The 23600-nt window shown below is 60.2% G+C and carries 16 protein-coding genes and 1 pseudogene; 10 read left to right on the top strand and 7 right to left on the bottom strand.

The window, feature by feature from the left end:
* Positions 1-36 precede the first annotated feature (36 nt).
* The 3 genes and pseudogenes from ACA054_RS13890 to ACA054_RS13880 all read left to right on the top strand — a co-directional run bounded on the left by ACA054_RS13890 (position 37) and on the right by ACA054_RS13880 (position 6894).
* Positions 37-1600 (top strand): annotated as a pseudogene (locus ACA054_RS13890) (arylsulfatase).
* Positions 1601-1794: 194 nt separating this feature from the next.
* Positions 1795-4308: a fused MFS/spermidine synthase gene (locus ACA054_RS13885; RefSeq protein ID WP_497689895.1), complete on the top strand. Its 2514-nt coding sequence runs from the start codon at positions 1795-1797 to the stop codon at positions 4306-4308.
* A gap of 225 nt (positions 4309-4533) precedes the next feature.
* Positions 4534-6894 carry a multiheme c-type cytochrome gene (locus tag ACA054_RS13880; protein WP_497689894.1) on the top strand — a complete coding sequence of 787 codons (2361 nt, stop codon included), beginning with the start codon at positions 4534-4536 and terminating at the stop codon, positions 6892-6894.
* Between the two features lie 85 nt (positions 6895-6979).
* On the opposite strand, the gene ACA054_RS13875 is transcribed toward ACA054_RS13880, so the two are convergent.
* Both ACA054_RS13875 and nirA read right to left on the bottom strand, forming a co-directional pair.
* Entirely contained in the window at positions 6980-7459 is a 480-nt protein-coding gene (locus tag ACA054_RS13875; protein ID WP_497689893.1) for a DUF934 domain-containing protein, read from the bottom strand.
* Positions 7456-9129 carry a nitrite reductase NirA gene (gene nirA / locus ACA054_RS13870; RefSeq protein WP_497689892.1) on the bottom strand — a complete coding sequence of 558 codons (1674 nt, stop codon included), beginning with the start codon at positions 9127-9129 and terminating at the stop codon, positions 7456-7458. Before nirA ends, ACA054_RS13875 begins: the two co-directional genes overlap by 4 nt.
* A 369-nt stretch (positions 9130-9498) precedes the next feature.
* On the opposite strand from nirA, the gene ccoN reads away from it, so the two are divergent.
* Both ccoN and ACA054_RS13860 read left to right on the top strand, forming a co-directional pair.
* Positions 9499-10926, top strand: a complete 1428-nt coding sequence (gene ccoN, locus ACA054_RS13865; protein WP_497689891.1) for a cytochrome-c oxidase, cbb3-type subunit I — start codon at positions 9499-9501, stop codon at positions 10924-10926.
* The gene (locus tag ACA054_RS13860) at positions 10926-11141 is read left to right on the top strand and encodes a cbb3-type cytochrome c oxidase subunit 3 (protein ID WP_497689890.1); all 216 of its coding nucleotides are present in this window, start codon (positions 10926-10928) and stop codon (positions 11139-11141) included. Before ccoN ends, ACA054_RS13860 begins: the two co-directional genes overlap by 1 nt.
* 130 nt (positions 11142-11271) lie before the next feature.
* On the opposite strand, the gene ACA054_RS13855 is transcribed toward ACA054_RS13860, so the two are convergent.
* Positions 11272-11766, bottom strand: a complete 495-nt coding sequence (locus tag ACA054_RS13855; RefSeq protein WP_497689889.1) for a hypothetical protein — start codon at positions 11764-11766, stop codon at positions 11272-11274.
* Between the two features lie 160 nt (positions 11767-11926).
* Here ACA054_RS13855 and ACA054_RS13850 point away from each other — a divergent pair, with 160 nt between their 5' ends.
* Complete coding sequence (locus ACA054_RS13850) at positions 11927-12619, top strand: aspartate/glutamate racemase family protein (RefSeq protein WP_497689888.1); 693 nt, start codon at positions 11927-11929, stop codon at positions 12617-12619.
* On the opposite strand, the gene ACA054_RS13845 is transcribed toward ACA054_RS13850, so the two are convergent.
* The 3 genes from ACA054_RS13845 to ACA054_RS13835 form a co-directional block, all read right to left on the bottom strand.
* On the bottom strand, positions 12620-13141 hold the full coding sequence (locus ACA054_RS13845; RefSeq protein ID WP_497689887.1) for a GNAT family N-acetyltransferase: 522 nt from the start codon (positions 13139-13141) through the stop codon (positions 12620-12622). It abuts the gene before it with no gap.
* 175 nt (positions 13142-13316) lie between these two features.
* Entirely contained in the window at positions 13317-14297 is a 981-nt protein-coding gene (locus ACA054_RS13840) for a LysR substrate-binding domain-containing protein (RefSeq protein ID WP_497689886.1), read from the bottom strand.
* Between the two features lie 72 nt (positions 14298-14369).
* The gene (locus tag ACA054_RS13835; protein WP_497689885.1) at positions 14370-14810 is read right to left on the bottom strand and encodes a carboxymuconolactone decarboxylase family protein; all 441 of its coding nucleotides are present in this window, start codon (positions 14808-14810) and stop codon (positions 14370-14372) included.
* A gap of 206 nt (positions 14811-15016) precedes the next feature.
* Between ACA054_RS13835 and pdxR the strand changes: the two genes are divergently transcribed.
* The 4 genes from pdxR (at position 15017) to ACA054_RS13815 (ending at position 18392) form a co-directional block, all read left to right on the top strand.
* Positions 15017-16450 carry a MocR-like pyridoxine biosynthesis transcription factor PdxR gene (gene pdxR, locus ACA054_RS13830; RefSeq protein ID WP_497689884.1) on the top strand — a complete coding sequence of 478 codons (1434 nt, stop codon included), beginning with the start codon at positions 15017-15019 and terminating at the stop codon, positions 16448-16450.
* Between the two features lie 100 nt (positions 16451-16550).
* On the top strand, positions 16551-16844 hold the full coding sequence (locus tag ACA054_RS13825) for an antibiotic biosynthesis monooxygenase family protein (protein ID WP_497689883.1): 294 nt from the start codon (positions 16551-16553) through the stop codon (positions 16842-16844).
* Between the two features lie 196 nt (positions 16845-17040).
* Entirely contained in the window at positions 17041-17451 is a 411-nt protein-coding gene (locus tag ACA054_RS13820) for a cupin domain-containing protein (protein WP_497689882.1), read from the top strand.
* A 230-nt stretch (positions 17452-17681) separates the two neighbouring features.
* On the top strand, positions 17682-18392 hold the full coding sequence (locus ACA054_RS13815; RefSeq protein ID WP_497689881.1) for an ATPase: 711 nt from the start codon (positions 17682-17684) through the stop codon (positions 18390-18392).
* Between the two features lie 168 nt (positions 18393-18560).
* On the opposite strand, the gene ACA054_RS13810 is transcribed toward ACA054_RS13815, so the two are convergent.
* Positions 18561-23450 (bottom strand): NAD-glutamate dehydrogenase, encoded by a 4890-nt coding sequence (locus ACA054_RS13810; RefSeq protein ID WP_497689880.1) that lies wholly within the window; start codon positions 23448-23450, stop codon positions 18561-18563.
* Positions 23451-23600 lie beyond the last annotated feature (150 nt).

Raw genomic sequence — 23600 nt, 5'->3', positions numbered from 1 at the left:
TCGCACCGAGCGACGTAAGAAAAAGGAGCAAGTCAGATGACTCGCATACGCAATTGGTTACCGAAACTCGCCTTGGTGGCGACCTCGGTAATGGCGATTTCGGCAACGGCCGTGGCCGCCGAAAAACCTAATATTCTCGTGATTTTTGGCGATGACATCGGCCAGACCAATATCAGTGCCTATTCCATGGGCGTGGTCGGGTACAAGACTCCGAACATCGACCGGATTGCCAAGGAAGGCATGATGTTCACCGACTATTACGCGGAGAACAGCTGCACCGCCGGACGCTCGTCGTTCATTACCGGTCAGACGCCACTGCGTACCGGGCGCACCGGTCGGCCTGCAAAAGCGTGACATCACCATTGCCCAAGCGCTGAAATCCCAGGGCTACGCGACCGGTCAGTTCGGCAAGAACCACTTGGGCGACAAGGATGAATATCTGCCGACCAACCACGGTTTCGACGAGTTCTTCGGCAACCTGTACCACCTCAACGCCGAAGAAGAACCCGAGCGTCCGTACTGGCCCAAGGACGACCCCGAGTTCGTCAAGGCCATGTCACCTCGTGGCGTGATCCACAGCTACGCCGACGGCAAGATCGAAGACACCGGCGCACTGACCGTCAAGCGCATGGAAACCATCGACGACGAAACCACGGCGGCGGCGCAAGCGTTCATCGAGAAACAGGCGAAGGCGGACAAGCCGTTCTTCGTCTGGATGAACACCACCCGCATGCACTTGTTCACCCACGTGCGCGACTCGATGAAGGGCCAGAGCGGCATGCCCGGCAACGACTATGCCGATGGCATGCTCGAGCACGACGGCGACGTCGGCAAACTGCTGAAAACCCTCGATGACCTGAAAATCACCGACAACACCATCGTCGTCTACACCACCGACAACGGCCCGAACCAGTTCTCCTGGCCGGACGCGGCAACCACGCCATTTCGCAACGAGAAGAACTCCAACTGGGAAGGCGCTTACCGGGTCCCAGCCATGATTCGCTGGCCGGGCAAGATCAAAGCGGGCGAAGTGTCCAACGAAATGTTCTCGGGCCTGGACTGGTTCCCGACCTTACTGGCTGCCGTGGGTGAACCCGACGTTAAAAACAAGCTGCTCAAAGGCTGGGCACCAACTTCCGGCGGCAACAACTTCAAGGTGCACCTGGACGGCTACAACCAACTGCCTTACCTGACTGGCCAACAGCCAAAAAGCGAACGCAAGGAGTTCTACTATTTCAATGATGACGGTGTGCTGGTTTCCATGCGTTACGACAACTGGAAAGCGGTGTTCTGCGAGCAGCGCGCACCTGGCGGCTTTAAAGTCTGGAGCGAACCGTTCGTATGCCTGCGCGTACCGAAAATCTTCAACCTGCGGATGGACCCGTATGAAAGGGCCGACGTGGTTTCCGACCAATACTACGATTGGACCACCAAGAACGTTTACCTGACTGAAATTGCAGTAATGAAGTCGGCGGCGTTCCTGCAAACATTCATCGAGTATCCACCTAGCCAGAAACCGGCCAGCTTCAGTGTTGACCAGATCCGTGCGGCGGTAGACGCAAAAATCGCTGAAGAAATGAAGAAACAACCTGCACAGTAAGACCGCTTGACCGCCGCTCGCCTTCATCGGTGGGCGGCCCTATTTTCGACTTGGGACCGCGTCGTCCCCATCGCGAGCAAGCTCGCTCCCACAGGGATTTTTGCCGCACCGAAAATCTACTGTGGGAGCGAGCTTGCTCGCGATGAGGCCGGCACGGCCACAGGTGTTTTTGAACCGGAACAAGGCAATCCGCTATGTCCTCACGTGTCGCCAGCAAGTCGTCGGCCATACCTGCCCCGCATGTCGCCTCCCCGGCGCTGTTGATCCCCGCCCTGTTGCTGTTCGTCTCCGGCGCCGCCGCGCTGGTGTATCAGGTGCTGTGGATCAAGCAGCTGTCGCTGGTGGTGGGCGTCGAGGTGTACGCCATCACCACCGGGATCAGCGCGTTTTTTGCCGGTCTGGCCCTGGGCGGCTTGCTGTTCGGCCGCTGGGCGGATCGCATCCAGCAACCGGTTTTGTTGTATGCCGGGCTGGAAGTTCTGGTGGCCGTGCTCGGCGTCGGCGCGACCTTCGCCATGAGCCTCGCGGCCAGTCCGTTTGCCTGGCTGGAGCAGCACGTGGGCCTGCTGGCCTGGGTGTTGCCGTTTGCGTTGGTGGGCATTCCCGCGCTGCTGATGGGCGGCACGCTGCCGGTGCTGGTTCGCTCGCTGGCTGCCGATCCGCAGCAACTGGGCAAGGCCGGTGGACACCTTTACGCGGCAAACACCGCCGGCGCCATCGCGGGCACCCTGCTCGCCGCGTTCGTGCTGATCGCCACCCTCGGCGTGCGCGGCAGTGCCCTGGCCGCCGCAATGCTCAACCTGCTGGCCGCTGCGGGTGCCTTGTGGTTCCAGCGCCATCGTTCGCTACCCGCTGAAACCCCGGTCAAACACCACACAAACAAAGCACCGGATCGCCTGGCCCTGTGGCTGTATTCGATTGCCGGTGGCGTGGCCCTCGGTTACGAAGTGGTCTGGTCACAATCCATCGTGCAGTTCATGAGCACCCGCACCTATGCCTTCGCCGTGGTGTTGGCGACGTACCTCACCGGGCTGTTTGTCGGTAGCGCCCTGCTCGCCCGTCGGGTCGATCGCCTACGCGATCCCTGGGGTGTGTTTGGCTTGCTGATCGCCGGTGCCGGTTTGATCGCATTGCTGGAGATTGCCCTGCTCGGACGCTGGCTGGTGCTCGCTCAAAGCGTGGTCGAAGCGTGGGTGTTGTCGATGGGGGCCAGTGAATTGCTGGGCATGAGCGCACGCTTCGCGGTGGCAGCACTGAGCATCGTGTTCGTGCCGACCGTGCTGCTCGGCGCGGCGTTTCCCGTGGCACTGCGCTTGAGCGTCGGGCGCGACCATATAGGGCGTAATGTCGGTGAAGTGGTGGCTTTCAACACCCTCGGCGGGATAGTCGGGGTGATGCTCTGCGGCTTTGTACTGATCCCGCTGTTGGGCCTGGTTCGAACCCTTGGCCTGCTGGCGATCATCGCTGCAGGAATTGGCTACTTTGCCGTGCGCAAGGGCCATGGCGTGAAAAAGGGACGGCGTCAGGGTGTCATTGCGGTCGGCCTGATCTCGGCGGCGCTGGCGCTGCTGACCCCGGTGGACAAACTGGCCAGCCTGCTGCCCGGCGCGCGCAACGGCACGTTGGCGTTTTACGAAGAAGGACGCGGCGGCACCGTCGCCGTGGTCACCCAGGGCAAAGGCCAGAGGGCGTTCCAGCGCTTGTATATCCAGGGTGTATCCAACACCGGCGACGCCATGCCTTCGCTGCGTTACATGCGGATTCAGGCGCTGTTGCCGCTGTTGATCCACAACGGCGAACCACGCTCGGCGCTGGTGATCGGTTTTGGCACAGGAATCACGGCGGGCGCCTTGACGCGCTATCCGGGCCTTGAACATCGGGTTGTCGCTGAACTGCTGCCTTCGGTGGTCAAGGCGGCACCGTTGTTCAAGGGCAACTTCAATGCAGCATCCGATCCGGGTGTCGACGTGCGCCTGCGCGACGGGCGCCAGGAACTGCTGCGCAACCCGCAACGCTACGACCTGATAACCCTCGAACCGCCACCACCCTCCGCGGCTGGCGTGGTCAATCTGTATTCCCGAGACTTCTATCAGTTAGCCGCCAGCCGTCTAGAGAAACAGGGCCTGGTCGCCCAATGGCTGCCGCTGCCCACGCAAAACATCGACGACTCGCGCTCGCTGGTGCGCAGCTTCCTCGATGTCTTCCCCTACGCCACGCTGTGGACCAGCGAGTTTCACGAAATGCTGCTGGTGGGCTCGCTGGAGCCGATCGAACTTGATGCCGCAAAAATCAGCCAGCGCTTCCAGCAGGACAGTGTGCGCAGCACCTTGCAAGACGTCGGTATCGGCTCGGCCGCCGCACTGCTCGCGACCTGGGTGACCGATCGCGCCGGCCTGGAACGCTTCGCCGCTGACGCACCCGCGGTGACGGATGATCAGCCGCGAATCGAATACGCGCCGTGGGTTCGGGCCAAGGAAATCAGCCGCGTGCTGCCGGCCCTGCTGGACTTGCACCAACCGCCGGTGCTGGTGAACGCCGATCAAGGGTTTAACGAGCGAATGAACACCCATCGGCAACGCCTGATGCAGTTCTACCGGGCAAGCCTGCACGCCTATGACGGTGACCGGGATGCCTGGGCCAGGGATGTGCGCGAGGTGATGCGCGGGGATGGGGGGAATCCGTATTTCCGCTGGTTTGTCGGGGAATGATAGGTTGTCTATCAGACCGCTATCGCGAGCAAGCTCGCTCCCACAGTTGATCTGTGTCGTCCACAAGATTTGTATGCAAACACAATCCACTGTGGGAGCGAGCTTGCTCGCGATGGGGCCATCAGCTTCGCCGCAACCATTTGACAGACGCCGGCCATCCGGCAAAGCTGCAACGAGCTTGAACGCGCGCCTGACGGCAAACGCACCTGGACCACGGAAGTCGTAATGCCGAAAGATAAAAATAAAGCAACAGACCCAAAGCCTGATTCGCAACCAACCCTGATTCATCGATACCTGTTCCCCGTCACCATTGGCGTCTTGCTGCTGGCGGTCGCAGGCATCGGCTGGTTTCTGTTCAGCAGCCAACCCACTCCCGTGACCTATGCGCCGGCCAGCACACCTGTCGCTCAACCCGTCAGGCCGCAACCGCAACCCGTCGCCGTGGCGCCGGCCACAATGGTCGACGAACAGCAATGCCAGGGCTGCCACAGCGCCCAGGTCAAGGACTGGCAAGGTTCCCATCACCAATTGGCGATGCAGGAAGCCAACGCCGAGACCATGCTCGGCGACTTCAACAACGTCACTTTCAAGGCCGAAAACGAAACCACCCGGTTCTCACGCAAGGACGACGGATTCTGGGTCAACACCCCTGGCATCGACGGCAAGAACGCCGACTTCAAGGTCGCCTACACCTTTGGCATCGCACCGTTGCAGCAATACCTGATCGAGGTCGGCGAGGGTCGCTTGCAAGCCCTCGGCATCGCCTGGGATACCGAGAAGCACCGCTGGTTTCATCTCTATCCAGGCCAGGGTGTGACCTTCAAGGACCCGCTGCACTGGAGCAAGCCGAGCCAGAACGCCAATTTCATGTGCGTCGAGTGCCATACCACCGGGTACAAGCGCAATTTCGATACCGCGAAAAACACCTTCGACAGCCAGTGGAACAGCCTCGGCGTTGGCTGCCAGGCCTGCCATGGCCCGGCCTCCAATCATCTGCAATGGACGGCGAAAAAAGGCGATCTGATCCACTCGGGTTTTGCCGTCGACCTCAAGGACAAAAACGCGACCGTCGAAATCGAAACCTGTGCCCGGTGCCACTCGCGCCGCGCCCCCTTGGGTGATGGTTTTACCGTGGGCAAGCGCCTGATGGATGATTACCTGCCAAGCACCCTGACCCGCGAACTGTATGCGCTGGATGGCAAGATCAAGGATGAAGTGTTCGAACACGGTTCGTTCGCCCAGAGCAAAATGTTCGACAAGGGCGTGCGGTGCAGCAACTGCCATAACCCCCACAGCACCGAACTCAAGGCGCCGGGCAATGGCGTGTGCCTGCAATGCCACAACACGGCTGGCAAGACCTCCGTCGAAGGCGTCGACGGCAAAGGCCTACAGGCGAAGAATTACGACTCCATCGAACACACCCGGCACACCCTGGGCCAACCGGGCTCGCAATGCGTGGATTGCCACATGCCCGGCAAGTTCTACATGATCAATGACTTTCGGCATGACCACAGTTTCAGCATCCCCAATCCCGAGCGGGCGAAAAAACTCGGCACGCCGGACGCCTGCCTGACCTGCCACCAGGGCAAGGCCGGTGACAAGGTTACCGAGCAGTTCAAGCTCTGGAACACGTCCACCGCCGCGCAGGCCCCGCGTTACGACGAAAGCCTGTGGCTGATTCGCAACGGTTTACCCGGCGCCGCGCAAGCTCTGTACGAGCAACTGCAACGCAGCAACCTGCGGGCGATTCAACGGGCGACCCTGCTCGCCGAGCTGCCGCTGTATCCAAGCGAACAGGCGCTGGAACTGGCCACCAGGGACTTGAGCAACCCGGCACCGCAAGTGCGTGAAAGCGCCGTGCGGGCGATCAGCGCGTTCCTGCCGCCACCGGAGCGTGCACCCCTGCTGACACCGTTGCTGAGCGACCCGGTCAAGGCTGTGCGCATTGCCGCGGCCCGGGATTTGCTCGGCGTGGCACGTAATGGTTTGGGCACGGCTCAGGACAACTGGAACGCGGCCATCGCCGAGTACGAGACCGTGCAAAAGAGCCTGGCCGAACGCGCCGAAGCCAACCTCAACCTGGCCATGCTGTATCAGGCCAGCGGCCGCAGCGGCGAAGTCGAAGGTTTGTTGCGCACATCACTCAAGCGCGACCCGGACTTCTACCCGGCGCTGGTGACACTGGTGCAATGGCTGGAAGCCAACGGTCGCGGTCAGGAAGCTCAAGCGCTGCTGGCGCAAAGCCTGAAGGAACACCCCGACGCCGCACTGCTGCAACACACCCAAGGCTTGTCGCTGGTACGAGCCGGCAAATCCGCACAGGCCATGCCCTTCCTGCGCAAAGCCGCACAACTGGAACAGCAGAGCGCGCAATACGGCTATGTACTGGCCGTGGCCCTGCATGACAGCGGCAAGGTCGATGCCGCGTGCGAGGAGCTGGAAAGGCTGTTGAAAGTGCAGCCAGCCAACCGCAATGCGCGGTTGGCGCTGATCCAGTACTACCTGGATAACGGCCAGGAACCGAAGGCTCAGGTGCTGTTGCAGGGCTGGAAGAAAATGAACATGGGGGATCCGGCGTTGAAATGATCAAAAGATCGCAGCCTGCGGCAGCTCCTACATGGGTCGACCTGTAGGAGCTGCCGCAGGCTGCGATCTTTTGATCTTGACGCTGTTACCGCCGCCGAAACAACGGCCGCGGCTCAATCACCGACCGCCCATACAACACGCTCATCCCCGCCAGCCCCTTGAGCGCATCCTCGGCAGATTTGTCTTCACGTACCGCAAAGCTGTCGAATCCACATTGGCGCATATGACTGAGCTGATCGCGCAACACATCACCAACGGCACGCAACTCCCCGTTCCAGCCCAATCGAGTGCGCAGCAAATAGGCCTGGCTATAGGCTCGACCATCGCGAAAACTCGGAAAATCCAGGGCGATCAATGGCAATTCGCCAAACCACCGCTCAAGGCCTTCAACCTCATCATCCGGCCCCAGCCAGACAGCATTTTCTCGTGGATTTTCCAGCCAGCGTGCCAGCGGCAAGATCACCTTGCTCCTAGGCAATGGTGCCTGCAGATCCCGGACAAGCATCCATGGATCATCCTCGACAATCCGCGCCCCGCCCTCCTCCAGAAGCAACAGATTATTCATGCCGACACCTCCAGCACTGTCGGATAAACCGCCTCTTTGAACGGCTCCAGGCCGATGCGCTGCAAGGTGTCTACAAACAGTTCCTCGCTTTCGCGGTAACGCACGAACGTGTCGACGATCTGCTCGATCACATCTGGCACTTGCGCGGCGCTGAAGGACGGGCCGATGACCTTGCCCAGCGCGCTGTTCTTGCCCTGGGCGCCACCCAGGGTGATCTGGTACCACTCGCTGCCGTTCTTATCGACCCCCAGGATGCCGATGTTGCCGATATGGTGGTGACCGCAGGCGTTCATGCAGCCGGAGATGTTGAGGCTGATGTCGCCCAGGTCATGCAGGTAATCGAGGTCTTCGAAGCGCGCTTGAATGGCTCGGGCGATGGGGATCGACTTGGCGTTGGCCAGCGCACAGAAATCGCCACCGGGGCAGGCGATGATGTCGGTGAGCAAACCGACGTTGGCGCTGCCCAGGTTGTGCTCGCAGGCCAGGCGCCAAAGCGCGAACAGATCGGCCTTGGGCACGTCCGGCAGGACGATGTTCTGTTCATGGGCAATGCGGATCTCTCCAAATCCGAAGCGCTCTGACCATTCGGCCACCGCCTCCATTTGCGCGGTGGTGACATCGCCCGGCGGCGCGGAACCGCCCGGTTTGGTCGACAGCACGACGCTGACGTAACCCGATACCTTGTGCGCCTGTACATTGCGTTGCACCCAGCGGGCGAACGCCGGGGTCTGGGCCAGATGCGTGCCGAAATCAAGGCTGGTATCCGCCAGTTCGCGGTACTGCGGCGCGACGAAGGCACTGGCCACACGCTCGAATTCATCGGCGGTCAGTTGGGCCGGGCCGTCCCTGAGGTACTGCCATTCTTCCTCGACTTCCGCGGCGAACGCGTCGATACCCAAGGCCTTGACCAGAATCTTGATCCGCGCCTTGTACTTGTTGTCCCGCCGGCCATGGCGGTTATATACGCGCAACACCGCCTCGACATAGGAAAGCAGGTGCTGCCACGGCAAGCCTTGGCGAATCTGCAAGCCAAGGATCGGCGTGCGCCCAAGGCCGCCGCCGACGATCACCCGCAGCAGCATTTGCCCGTCGTCGCCTGGGTAAAGATAGAGGCCGATGTCATGCATCATGATTGCCGCGCGGTCCTGCTCGGCCGAGCAGATGGCGATCTTGAACTTGCGCGGCAGGTAGAGGAATTCCGGGTTGATGGTCGACCACTGCCGCAGGATTTCCGCCAGCGGGCGCGGGTCGATCATTTCGTCGGCCGCAACCCCGGCAAAGGCTTCGGTGGTGATGTTGCGCACGCAGTTGCCAGAGGTCTGGATGGCGTGCATGTGCACCTGGGCCAGGCGTTCGAGGATGTCCGGCACCTGGGCCAGTTCGATCCAGTTGAACTGCATGTTCTGCCGCGTCGTGAAGTGACCGTAGCCGCGATCGTAATCCCGGGCGATGCTCGCCAGCGTGCGCATCTGCCGGGCGCTCAGCGTGCCGTAGGGAATGGCGACGCGCAGCATGTACGCGTGTTTTTGCATGTACAGGCCGTTTTGCAGGCGCAACGGCAGGAACTCTTCCTCGCTCAGTTCGCCGGCCATGAAGCGTTCGACCTGATCGCGAAACTGCGCAACCCGCTCGAACACCAGTGCCCGGTCATAGTCGTCGTACTGATACATCTGGCTACCTCATCAGGATTGATCGGGCTCTGGTACTGATGCCTGGCGCGATACTTGTGGGAGCGAGCCTGCTCGCGAAGGCGGAGTATCCGGCGACATCGATGTTGAATGTGCTGGACTCTTCGCGAGCAGGCTCGCTCCCACGGGCTGGACGGCATCAACTGCGGCTCGTTTCGAGGTAGTGACTATGGACCCGTGCTGGTTTTCATTACAGATTCAGCTATTCATGAAAAAACCGTATCAGGAGTAGAGCTGCATAGCTCGACTCGCTGTAGATCTGATCCGCATAAATGACTTTTCCCTGAGTCTGTTTTGAATTTGCAGATGTTTTTACAGTTGCCCGACTTTGCAACCGTGGAAGCATTGATCATGAGCACAGTAACTATGGGGCAGGCCTACAACTACAAGGTCGTCCGCCAATTCATCGTGGCAACCGTGATCTGGGGCGTCGTGGGGATGGCGATGGGCGTATGGATCGCCTCGCAGCTGGTGTGGCCGGAGTTGAATCTGGACCTGCCGTGGACCACCTTCGGCCGCTTGCGCCCGCTGCACACCAGCCTGGTGATTTTCGGATTCGCCGGCAGCGCACAGTTCGCCGCCAGCTACTACGCGGTGCAGCGAACCTGTCAGGTGCGGCTGTTCTCGGACAAACTCGCCGCCTTCACGTTCTGGGGCTGGCAATCGGTCATTGTGGTGATGCTTATCACCCTACCGCTGGGCTACACCACCACCAAGGAATACGCCGAGATCGAATTCTCCGGCGCGGTGTGGATGATCGTGGTCTGGATCGCCTACGCCATCGTGTTCTTCACCACCGTGGTGCAGCGCAAGACCCGGCACATCTATGTCGGCAACTGGTTTTTCGGCGCGTTCATCGTGGTGATTGCGATGCTGCACGTGGTCAATCACCTGTCGATTCCGGTGGACTGGTTCAAGTCCTATCCGGTGTATTCGGGGGCTACCGACGCCATGGTTCAGTGGTGGTACGGGCACAACGCCGTGGGCTTTTTCCTGACCACCGGTTTCCTCGGGATGATGTATTACTTCGTGCCCAAACAAGCGGGTCGGCCGGTGTATTCGTATCGTTTGTCGATCGTGCATTTCTGGGCGCTGATCACCCTGTACATCTGGGCAGGTCCCCACCATTTGCACTACACCGCGCTGCCGGACTGGGCGCAGTCGCTGGGCATGGCGATGTCGCTAATCCTGCTGGCGCCGAGCTGGGGCGGGATGATCAACGGCATGATGACCCTCTCGGGCGCCTGGCATAAATTGCGCACCGACCCGATCCTGCGTTTTCTGGTGCTGTCCCTGGCCTTCTACGGCATGTCGACCTTCGAAGGGCCGATGATGGCGATCAAGACGGTCAACGCCCTCTCCCACTACACCGACTGGACCATCGGCCACGTGCACGCCGGCGCCCTCGGCTGGGTGGCAATGATCACCTTCGGCGCGACTTACCACATGGTGCCGAAAATCTTCGGTCGCGAGCAGATGTTCAGCACACCGCTGATCAACCTGCACTTCTGGCTGGCGACCATCGGCACCGTGCTGTACATCGCCTCGATGTGGGTCAACGGCATCACCCAGGGCCTGATGTGGCGCGCGATCAATGATGACGGCACGCTGACCTACTCTTTCGTCGAAGCCTTGCAGGCCAGCCATCCGGGGTTCGTGGTGCGCTTTGCCGGTGGTGTGTTGTTCCTCACTGGCATGCTGGTGATGGCCTACAACGTGTGGCGCACGGTGCGGGTGTCCGACGTGGCGATGGCTGAATGTGAGGCGCAGATAGCCTGATGACTGAAGTCGTGGTGAATATCCTGGGGGTGGTGTTCGTGTGGTTCGCCATCGAATACTGCCTTCGTCATCAGACCGCCGAGAGCCTGGACGATGCCAGCCTGATACCGTTTGCCGATGACCCTGAGGTCGCGCGGCGCGTGGAAGCGGCTACCGGCAAGGTGGTGAAAGCGCCGCAAGCAGAAAAGCCTGGGTGGGGAAACATCGAAATCTAATGCAACATCAATCACTGTGGGAGCGAGCTTGCTCGCGAAGACGGAGTGTCAGTCAACATCAATGTTGACTGGTACGCCGCTTTCGCGAGCAAGCTCGCTCCCACAGGGGTATGTGTCAACGCTCGGAAACCTAGCTTCGCTCGCGGGGAATCAAACTCTGCAACTGCTGCGCCAGAAAATCCGCATCGAAGGCAAAAGTATCCGGGTCCTTAAGACCATTGGTCTTGCGCCACTGCCAAGCATTGGACGGCGGCAGGCACACCAGCGAAACACTGCCATAGCGCGCAGCGGTAAACCCCATCACTGCCAATGAAATCTGACCGCCGACACCCATCACATCGGGTACGAATTCCACGGGTTTGCCGGCGATGAGGATGCTCAGCTTTTCAGTCTTGAACGTGGAGGTCTCCACCGGAGCACTCGGCCCCGCCGCGACATACGCTTCGCGGCTCACCTCCAGCAGATTCGGCGCCAGAACCGGCTCCAGCCACTGCTGGATCTGATCGAACAACTCACCAATGCGCGTTGCCCACACAGTTGATTGCGTCTCAAACATCTGCTTTTTGTGCGCTTCGCTTTCTGCGTAGTGACGAAGCATCTCGCCCAGTTGTTGTACGTCGTCCATTGCGGTGTTCCTTTGATTGAAACGGTGCTGCGGACGTTGAGCATGGCAGATGCGCGCCGCCGGCGTACGACTAAACGCCAGGAGGTACGAGAGGGGTTTGCGCCATGCAAGATTCGCGGGCACTGTAGGAACGCCCGTCAGCCTTCAACAGGATCACAACATGCGCACTATCGGCCTTATCGGCGGCATGAGCTGGGAGTCCAGCGCCGAGTATTACCGCCTCATCAACCAACAAGTACGCGACCGCCTCGGGCCGTTGCGTTCGGCGAAACTGCTGATGTACAGCGTCGACTTCGGACCGGTCGAGCAGGCACAACATGCCGGGCGCTGGGACGATGCGGCGGCGATTCTGGTGGACGCCGCACGTCGGCTCAAAGCGGGTGGCGCCGATTGCGTGGTGTTGTGCACGAACACCATGCACAAGGTCGCCGGGCAGATTCAGGCAGCGGTCGATATTCCGTTCCTGCATATCGCCGATCCGACGGGTCAGGCTGCCGTCGATGCGGGTGCGTTAAAGGTCGGCTTGCTCGGTACCGCGTTCACCATGGAACAGGACTTTCTGAAGGATCGCCTGAGCGCGCAGGGGTTGACCGTGCTGGTGCCGGACGCCGATGAACGTCAGGCCGTCCACCGGATCATCTATGACGAGTTGTGTGTCGGGGTGATCAGCGAGGCGTCGCGCAAGGTGTATCAACAGGTCATCGAATCACTGACCAGACGCGGCGCCCAGGCGATCATCCTCGGCTGCACCGAAATCAGCCTGCTGATCAAACCCGAACACAGCGCCCTGCCTCTGCTCGACACCACCGAACTGCATGCCAGGGCGGCGGTGGCGTTTGCCTTGGGCAAGTGATCAATCGGCCTTGGGCATGCGGCGCAGACGCGCCATGCTCAAGGTATCGACGTATACGCCATCACGCGCCGCGTAGTCGCGAAACAGCCCTTCTGTTTCGAAGCCGAATTTGCGGTACAGGCCGATAGCGGCTTCGTTGTCGGCATACACGCTCAGTTCGACCCGCCGCAGGTTCATCCAGTTGTCGGCGATATCCAGCGCCGCTGCCAGCAGTTTCGAGCCCACGCCCTTGCCCTGCCAGGCTGGCGCCACGCCCATGCCGAAACTGCCGGCGTGACTGCGTCGGATACGTGAAAACTGTTCAAGGCCAAGCTCGCCGACCACGACGCCCTGATGCAGCGCGACCAGTTTGACCGAGCGTTCGTTGTCCGCTTCCAGGCGTTTGCGCCAGACTTCGACGGACTGAAACGGCATTTGCAGCACTTGACGGGTGACCGCAGGGTCGTTGTAGAGCGCGGTAACGCCGTCGAGGTGGGATTCGTTGAAGCGTTCGAGGGTGATGGCGGTGTCATTGAGCGACATGGGTGATTCATCCTTGATGCAGACATGGCCGCTTACTCTACAACGCATCCCTCCAGCACGGCGAGATTCAATGTGGGAGCGAGCTTGCTCGCGATGGCGGCCGCACATTCAGCACCTTCATTGACTGATCCACCGCTATCGCGAGCAAGCTCGCTCCCACATTTTTGGACATCGCTCAACTTTTAAACCATTCCCTGCGCTCTTCGAAGGTGCTGAGGATCAACTCGACAATCATCTGCACCTGCGCATCGCACTGGGATTGGGCATTCACCGCCAGCCACACCTGTCGCTGCATCGGCGGGTGGAACAGCCCCGGCAAGCCGATCAAGCCACGGTCAAAGTGACTCATGTAGCCGGGCAACAGGCCGATGCAGGCGCTGCACCGGATCATCTCCAGCATCAGTTCATAGGAATGCAATTGCACGACCCCGGCCAGACGCTGGTCGACCAGATCGTTCCATGGCCGAAAACTGTCGATCTGCCGATCATGCTGCCATTGCACCAGCATGAAGTCGGCCAGGTCATCGAGGCTGTCCGGCCGCGAGGCGACCCGTGAATAGCGCTTGGCAATGTGGGGAACGTAGTTGAGTCGCGCCAGGCATCGGGGCTCGCTGACGGCGAAACTCGGTCCTGGCAGCGGCGAGTCGGTACCCGCCTGCCACACCACGACATCGGCACTGACGGCCTGCAGGGACAATTCGCTGTCGAGGGTAATGATGTCCAGGCGCGCACTGGCATTGCGTCGCAGCAACGCCACAAGGTCGCGACCGAGGATGTCGTGCAGGATCGTCTCGGCAACGGCCAGCCGCACCAAGGGTTGCTCGATCACCGGCAGGTCGCGTTCATGCGCCAGGGCGGTCAGCTGCTTGTGTAGTTGCAGGCCGTCACGACTGAGCACAAGGCCGTTCTCCGAAGGGCCGAACAGCGAACACTGCAATTGCTTTTCCAGCTGCGCCAATTGCTTGCGCAACCGGGTTGCCTTGATGTTCAGGCGGCGGGCCGCCTGCATGTAGCAGCCGCAACGGGCGATGACGCTGAAGCACTGCGCCAGCAACGGATCGATCTGCGCCGCGCGAGTGCGCCAGGACGTAGTTTTATCGAAGGATGCGGGATATTGCGCTACAGGCTGATCGCTCCTGGTTTCCATGAATGACATCGAAGACTCCCTGTCGATCTATCACCGGAAGTCCATCCTGCGCATCGTTCATGAACGACGTGTGACAGACGCTCAGGCGCTGGGCGTCTGGCGAAAACTCACGGCCAGTCGATTCCAGCTGTTGATGGTGGTGACAGCAATGGTCAGGTCCACCAGTTCACCCTCGCTGAATTGCGCCCGGGCTTGCTCGTAGACAGCGTCCGGCACATGGTTTTCCGAAAGCAGTGTCACAGCCTCGGCCCAGGCCAGGGCGGCGCGCTCGCGCGGGTTGAAGAAGTTACTGTCGCGCCAGACCACGATGGAGTACAGGCGGCGGTCGGTCTCGCCCAGGCGCCGGGCGTCCACCGAGTGCATGTCGGTGCAGAACGCACAGCCGTTGAGCTGCGAAGCGCGGATCTTGATCAGGTGCAGCAGCGCCGGCTCGATGCTCAGGCTGCTGGTCAGGGCTTCCATGGCGATCATCGCTTTCATCGCCTTGGGCGAGGCACTGTAGTAATCCAGGCGGGGGTTCATGGAGCGACCTCAGGTAGCGATGATGTGCCCCCCAAGGTAGTAGTTGTTAACAGTGCATTACAGATCCAATTGCGCGAATTATCCGTGGACCACCGGGCCCCAGACCAATTGGCGGTTTTTCCACCACACAACTACTGCACAAACACCGGTTGAGGTTAATCTGGCGTGATGCACACGCGCCTCAATTGTCATGGAGCCTTGCCGGTATGGAACTACACGTTGTCATTAACGGACGCAAGGACCTGGCGGGGCAGTTGTACACACAACTGCGCAGCGCTATCGAATCGGGCCGCCTGGCCGCCGGGACGCAACTGCCACCCAGCCGCCTGTTGGCCGAGCAGCTGGGCATTTCACGCAAGACCATTTCCGATACCTATGCCCAGCTGACCTATGAAAACTTCCTCACCGGGGTGATCGGCAAAGGCACCTACGTCAACGCCCGTACCTCTAAAATCGAGCGCAAACAAAGCCATAGCGAGCTTGCCGGCTTCGAGGTGATCGAGTCCTGGCGCAACCTGCCGGTGTTTCTGCGTCATCCGACGCTGGAAGGCTCGCTGCGTTATGACTTCATTGGCGGCGCCACCAGCAAGGGTCAGTTCCCCCAGGACGACTGGCGACGCTGTACGTCCCACGCCTTGCGCCAGATCGCCGGGTCCAAGGGCTTCTACAGCCTGCCCGAAGGCCTGCCGGCGCTGCGCAATGCCATCGCGCAGCACATCGCCTTTTCTCGCGGGGTCAATTGCCAGGATGAGGACGTGGTGGTGTGCAATGGTGCGCAACAAGCCCTGGACCTGATTTCCCGGGTGCTTACGCGCCCCGGCAGCATTGTGGCCATGGAGGATCCCGGATATCCGCCGGCGCGCCTGTTGTTCGGCACCCATGGCGCCACGGTGATTGGCGTCCCGGTGGACGCCGAAGGCATTGTGGTGGAGAAAATCCCCCACGGAACGCGGCTGATCTACGTCACCCCATCGCACCAGTTCCCGCTGGGCATGCCCATGAGCCAGGATCGCCGTGTCGCGCTGCTGGCACGCGCCCATGAACTGGGGGCGATCATCATCGAGGACGACTACGACAGCGAGTTCCGCTACGAAGGCCGCCCCACGGACTCGCTACAAAGCATGGATGAGCGCGGGATCGTCGCCTATGTCGGGACCTTCTCGAAAACCCTGCTGCCAGAGCTGCGCCTGGGTTACGCGATCCTGCCGCCAGCGATTCTCGAGGCGGTGGTACGCGCCAAACAACTCACCGACCTGCACACCTCCACCCTGCCCCAGTGGGCGCTGGCCAAATTCATCGCCGAAGGCTGCCTGCTCAAGCACATTCGTCGCTGCCATACGATTTATGCGGGCAGGCGTGAGCGGATCCTGGCGCGCATGGCCGGTGATCTCGCGCCCTGGCTTGAAGCGGTGCCGACCACAGCGGGTTTTCACATGGTGGTGCTGTGCAAGGTAGCGATCGACGTGCCACTGGTGATCGAGCTGGCGAAAAAAGTAGAAGTGGGACTCTATGCCATTGACAGCTTTTTCTACCAGCAAGCGCCCAAGGTCGGGTTTTTCCTGGGTTTTGGCGCTATTGAGACCCTGGACATCGACATCGCCCTGGACCGTCTCAGAGACATTTTGCAGCAGGTTGCCTGATGGATTGGTCTGCGATTTTATCCAGCGATTGGCTATTGGTGGTCCGGGGGTGCAGGCCTATCCTGCATAGGCGTTATCCCTCAATGAGGAGTGTGAGCCAATGTCCTACAAAGTGATCAATACCGTACAGGTGCAGGCCGTCGCCGGCCGCTCGGACGAACTGGGTAAGCAACTGCAAAAGATTGTCGATACCCTGCGCGAACTACCGGGCTGTGAATCCTATATGGTCGACCGCTGCCCTGAGGACAGTAATCGCTGGACTGTCAGTGCCCACTGGCAATCGGAAACGGCGATGCAATCGCATTTCAACAGCCCCCAGGTGCAAGGCTTCATCGACCTGATCGATTGCCAGCTGGCCAACGCCGTCGACTTCAACAGCTTTCCGATCAGATAAGACACGGTTAAAGATCGCAGTCCTTGGTCGCGCTTGCAGAGTATGGGTACCTCTGTAAACGTTGCCGGGGACTGCGATCTTTTTCGTTTCAGCGCCGCACATTGGTCCCCTGGCCTTCCCGAGAATTGGCTGTTTGTTTGTCTCCCCTGGCGCAATAGATTGGTCCCTGACAACTAACCACTGCAGGTGATGAACCATGAACGTTTTGCGCTTCTCTCTCGCTGCCCTTGCCTTGACCGTTTGCGCCTCGGCGTTTGCCCATGAAGCCGGTGATCCTTCAGAAAAGGTCACGGTATTGCAGGACCAGATGCTGAAAAACGCCCCAGGCAAAAAGGCTTTGATGATCGAGGTCGACTATAAGCCAGGCCAAGCGTCGATCGCCCACAAGCATGACGGCACTGCCATGGCCTATGTGCTTTCGGGATCGATCACTTCTCAGGTGAAGGGCGAAAAAGCCGTCACTTACAAGGCTGGTGAGTATTGGTATGAACCTGCGGGTTCGGAACACCTGGTCTCGAAAAATGCCAGCACGACCAAACCTGCGAAGCTGTTGGTATTCATGGTGTTGTCCCCGGACGAGAAAGTGTTGGTTCCATTGGAAAACTGATCGTTGAACCTTTAGCCATAAATAAAAACGCCCCAAACCCTTGATTTGAGCGTTTTTATTTCTTCATGTAATTAACCGCACTTCCTTAAACCAAACAAAACTATTGGCCACCTGATAAGTACGAAGATTGGCTATTTCATTCAACGACTCACGGTTTAGTCTGGAGTTACTGCCGATCACTTGCGGCAACTGAAACTACCCGCCTGAAGTTGTTTCACTGGAGAAACACCATGAAACTTGCGCTTATCAGTACATTGACCATGACCGTGTTAATAACCGGGTGCTCGGTTCCCACCGCACCTTCAGCGGTGTCTTCGCTGGACGGAATTTTTACACAACCGGTTGGCCGCAGTGGTGCCACGAGCATTCCCAACGGCCGGAATGTTTCGCTGGGCATCGTGTATAGCCGCAATACCCAGGCCAACCGCGCCTACCTGCAGGACTACCAGGCCAATGCCGGCACCGGTTTCGGCCAGAGCCTGCTGGTGCAGTCGATTCATGACGCCTATGTGGCCACGTCAAAACCCGATCTGGCGGTAGACTGGGTCGAGGCCTCTCTACAACGGCAATTTGGATCGGTCACGGTGTACCCGGACATGCAAAGCCTGCAGGCGGCAAAACCGGATGTGGTCGCCATCGTCGATAGCCGCAGCCAATTGATCACCTCGCGCAGTTCGGACGTTGAGGCAAATGTCAGCGTGGACTTCTACGATAAGAACCTGAGTTACATCGGAACTGCCAAAGGGCATGACGCGAAGGCGCTAAGTCCTGTGTGGGCGGATTTTAAACGCAGTGAAGAGATTGTTGCCGACATTAACGAGCAACAGAATGTGCAAGTAAGGGCACTGCAGAAGTTTGACCAGTCGCTCAGTAATTTATTGACCAAGCCGACAGATAAAGTGTCGATGCTTGATAATAACAAGGGGCAGAAGTTGAATTGATCTCATTGCCCCCTTCGCGAGCAGGCTCGCTCCCACATAAGCTTTGTGTACGCCGCAAAACCAATGTGGGAGCGAGCCTGCTCGCGAAAGGGACCGACCAAACACCACAAAATTTGCATAAAAAAACCCCGCATCTCTCAATGCGGGGCTTTTTCATTCAACGCCTGATCAGGCCGCCGGTTCCAGCTCGGCGCTGACAGGGGCGGTGACAGGCACCACCGCTTGCCCGCTCAACGCCAGGTCCAGCAACTCACGGTTGGCCACCGCGTACATGGCGTAGTCCGTACCGCTGGCGGCACGGATTTCCACCAGCATGGCGCGCCAGCGTTCGATCATGCTGACGTGCTGCGCCATCCACAGGGACAGCCGTGTTTCCACGTCCTGGGTGCCATCGCCCTGTTGCAGGACGGAGATGGTGATCGCACGTTGCTGCCAGTCGACGTCATCGCGGAACGCTTCACGGGCCAGGGCCTGCCAGTTGTTTTCCACCGGCAAGGCACTGATCTGTTGCAGGTACCAGGTGATGTCCAGCGCGCTGCCCACGGCGAAATAGGCCTTGGCCACGTCCGCAGGGTTCTGGCCGGTCACGTCGGAGGCCTCGATGATCGGCAGCAGGGTGTACAGGTGCGAGGTACCCGCCACCATGCGCGCCAGCAACTCCGGTACACCGGCTGCGACGTACGCCTGATAGCGGGACTGCCAGTTCTCGCGGATCTCGCCACTGAGCAGTTCGTCGAGCTTGAGACCCAACTCCTTGAGGTGCGGACCGAAGTGCGCGACGTCACGGGCAGCGTTCTGCTCGTTGCGACGGGCACGCAGGAACCAGCGTGTGGCGCGACGGCCCAGGCGCATCAGCTCGTCCATCAGCTCCAGTTGCACGTCAGCGGAAACCTGGTAGTCCAGGGCTTCAATCTGACGGAACCAGTGCGGGAGGTGGAAAATGTCACGCACGATCACGTAGGCACCGGCCACGTTCGCCGGGCTCATGCCGGTCGACTCTTTGAGTCGTTGCACGAAGGTGATGCCCATGTGGTTCACCAGATCGTTGGCGATCTGGGTGCTGACGATTTCGCGCTTCAGGCGGTGACGGCGCATGGCTTCGGAGAACTTGCTCACCAGGGTCGGCGGGAAAGCGGTTTCCATGTCGCGGGTCAGGTAGTCGTCGTCCGGCACCAGGGAGCCCAGCAGCTGCTCCTTGAGGTCGATCTTGCTGTAGGAGATCAGCACCGACAGCTCGGCACGGGTCAGGCCATGGCCAGCCGCGATGCGCTCGTTGATCTGGTCTTCAGCCGGCAGGAACTCGATGGCGCGATCCAGCTTGCCGCGACCTTCCAGATCGTTCATCAGACGCTTGTATTCGGCAATCCGCGGCAAGGCACGACGGGCCGCCAGGGACAGCGCCTGGGTCTGCTTGTAGTTGTTGCCCAGCACCAGGCCACCGACTTCGTCGGTCATGCTCGCCAGCAGCTGGTTACGCTGCTTGTCGGTCATGTCGCCGGCTTGAACCACTTCGTTCAGCAGGATCTTGATGTTCACTTCGTGGTCGGAGCAGTCCACGCCACCGGCGTTGTCGATGAAGTCGGTGTTGGAACCGCCGCCATTGAGGCCGAACTCCACGCGACCCAGCTGGGTCATGCCGAGGTTACCGCCCTCACCCACCACTTTGCAGCGCAGTTCGTTGCCGTTCACGCGCAGTGCATCGTTGGCCTTGTCGCCGACATCGGCGTGGCTTTCGCTGCTGGCCTTGACGTAAGTACCGATACCGCCGTTCCACAACAGATCCACCGGTGCCTTGAGCAAGGCGTTCAGCAGTTCGGTCGGGGTCAGCTTGTCGGCCTGGATGTCGAAGCGTTCCTGCATCTGCGGGGAAATCGCGATGCTCTTCGCGCTACGGGAGAAGATGCCGCCGCCTTCGGACATGATGCTGGTGTCGTAGTCCGACCAGGCCGAACGTGGCAGGTCGAACAGACGCTGACGCTCGGCAAAGCTGCTGGCAGGCTCAGGGTTCGGGTCGATGAAGATGTGCAGGTGGTTGAAGGCTGCCACCAGTTGCAGCTTGTCGGACATCAACAAGCCGTTACCGAACACGTCACCGGCCATGTCGCCGACGCCCACCACGGTGATGCTGTCTTCCTGGACATTGATGCCGCGCTCGCGGAAGTGGCGTTGTACGCCGACCCACGCGCCCTTGGCGGTGATGCCCATTTTCTTGTGGTCGTAACCGGCCGAGCCACCGGACGCAAATGCGTCACCCAGCCAGAAGCCGTAGTCGATGGCGATGCCGTTGGCGATATCGGAGAAGGTCGCGGTGCCCTTGTCCGCGGCAACCACCAGGTACGGGTCATCGTCGTCATGACGCACGACGTTGGCCGGCGGAACCAGCGCGCCATCCTTGAGGTTGTCGGTGATGTCCAACAGGCCGGAAATGAAGATGCGGTAGCAGGCGATGCCCTCGGCCGCGATCTCGTCACGGCTACCGCCCAGTGGCAGGCGACGCGGCAGGAAGCCGCCCTTCGCACCCACCGGCACGATGACCGAGTTCTTCACTTGCTGGGCTTTTACCAGGCCCAGGACTTCGGTACGGAAGTCTTCTTCACGGTCGGACCAGCGCAGGCCGCCACGAGCAACGTTGCCGAAGCGCAGGTGCACGCCTTCGACCCGTGGCGAGTAGACGAAGATTTCGAACTTCGGTACAGGCTTCGGCAGCTCAGGGATCAAGTGCGGGTTGAACTTGAAGCTGAAGTACGACTTGTTATGGCCGTTGGCGTCGGTCTGGTAGAAGTTGGTGCGCAGGGTGGCCTTGATCAGGTCCAGGTAGCGACGCAGGATGCGGTCTTCGTTCAACACCTGTACGTCGTCCAACGCAGTCAGGATCGCGTGTTCCAGACGCTGCTCGAGATCGTCGCTGCTCAACTTGCGCGCCAGATAGAAGCGCGTTTTGAACAACCGGGTCAATTCGCGAGCGATGTCGGTGTGGTTGTTCAGGGTGCTGGCAATGTAACCCAGGTCGAAGCCCAGGCGGATCTGCTTCAGGTAGCGGGCGTAGGCACGCAGCAGCGCCACGTCGCGCCATGGCAGGCCGGCGGTCAATACCAGGCGGTTGAACGCATCGTTCTCGGCATCGCCGCGCACGATGTGCACGAACGCGTCCTGCAGGGTGTCGTTGAGTTGCTGGATGTCCAGGTCCAGGCCTTCGGCCGCGGTAAAGGCGAAGTCGTGGATCCAGAACTCGCGGCCATTGTTGTGACGCAGGCGGTACGGGAACTCACCCAGCACGCGCAGGCCGAGGTTTTCCAGGATCGGCAACACGTCGGACAGCGCCAGTGGCGTATCGGCGTGATACAGCTTGCAATGCAGCTCACGCTGCCCTACCTGGCCCAGTGGCTGATAGAAGCTCATCACCAGCGGATTTTTTTCGTTGAGGTTCAGCAGGTGCTGCATGTCGACCACAGCCGAATGGGCCGCGAAACGCTCGCGGTAACCGGCCGGGAAGCCTTTCGGGAAGTCGGCCAGCACGTTGGTGCCGTGGGCTTCGCCGAAGGTTTCGACGGTCAGGGCCGAGTAATCGTCCTGCCAGCTGCGGCACGCCTGGATCACTTCGTTTTCCAGTTGCTGCGGATCGATGTCGAGGCGGTTTTTCGGGTCGACGCGCAAAATCAGTTGCACGCGGGCCAGTACGGACTCGGAGAAGAAGGTCCAGAACTCGCAATCCGAGGCTTTCAGGCGATCCATCAGCACTTGCTGGATCTTCTGCCGTACTTCGGTGGAGTAGATATCACGCGGCACGTAGGCCAGGCAGTAGCAGAAACGACCATACGGGTCCTTGCGCAGGAATACGCGGATCTTGTTGCGCTCCTGGATCTGCACAATCGACATCACGGTGCTGAACAGCTCGTCCACCGGGGTCTGGAACAGATCGTCGCGCGGCAGCACTTCGAGCACCTGCGCCAGTTCCTTGCCCAGGTGAGCCTTGGCCTGGAAGCCCGAACGGTGTTCGATTTCCGCGACCTTGCGGCGGATGTACGGAATGACCCGAACGCTCTCGCCATACACCGAGGAGGTGTACAGGCCCATGAAACGGCATTCCTTGATGACCTTGCCGTTGGCGTCGATTTCACGGATCGACACGTAGTCCGGGTAAGCCGGACGGTGTACACGGCTTGGGTGCGCCGCCTTGGCGAACGACAGCAGGGTCGGTTCGCGCAGGTAGTTCACGGCGTAGTCTTCGATGCGCAGGTCATCGTAGCTCAGGCCGGAGCGCAGCAGTTTGGTCAGGCCAAGGAAGGAGTCCTTGTCATAGACGATGTGGCCGCCATCGGCTTCATCGCTGACCACAAACTCTTCGTAGCCGAGGAAGGTGAAGTGGTTGCCCACCAGCCATTCCAGGAAACCCTTGATTTCGCTCTTTTCGTCGGCATCGACGGCGAACTGGCTGTTGTCCAGCTTGGTGAGGATTTCCTGGACCTTGGCTTTCATCGGTTCGAAATCGCCAACCGCAACGCGCACCTCAGCGAGCACTTGCTCCAGCTCTTTGGTCAGCACGTTCAGTTCGGCGGTGTTGGCGCAACGGTCGATTTCCAGGTACATCAACGACTCTTGCAGCACGTCGTCGCCCTGGGTGCCTTTGGGCAGGATTTCCAGCAACTCGCCCTTGCTGCCACGACGCACGCTCAGCACCGTGGTTTGCAGGGTGTGGATGCTGTAGCCGCGGCGGTTCAGCTCGGTACGCACCGAGTCCACCAGGAACGGCAGGTCGTGGTGCAGCACTTCGACCGCGGTGTGCGTCGACTGCCAGCCGTGACGTTCGTAATCGGGGTTGTAGACGCGCACTTGCGGTTGCGCATGATCGAAGCGCTCAAGCAGGCGCCACGCAGAAAGGGTACAGCCAGCGAGGTCAGACAACCGACGTTGGGTCAGTTCATCCAGGGAAATGATGCCGAAGAATTGTTCAGCGAACAGCGCCACTTGTGGCAGTGCCTGTTCACTGATGTGCTGCGCCAGTGCCGCTTGCAGTTGGTGCTGGAAGTCGGCTTTGCTGGCTGCGGTGAAGAACGCCATCTGTGGTACTCCGCTTGGGCTTGTTATTGATGGAAGCGTCGCGCGAAACACCCCTGTTCGGGGCTATGTTTCAAGGCTACCCGTCACCCTGTTCCTGATTCTCGGGCAGAGGAAACAGGGTGACAGGTGGGTGAAGCTGGACGAGACACT

The organism is Pseudomonas sp. LBUM1653, from assembly GCF_059716115.1.
This window is presented reverse-complemented; position numbering and strand designations above follow the sequence as displayed.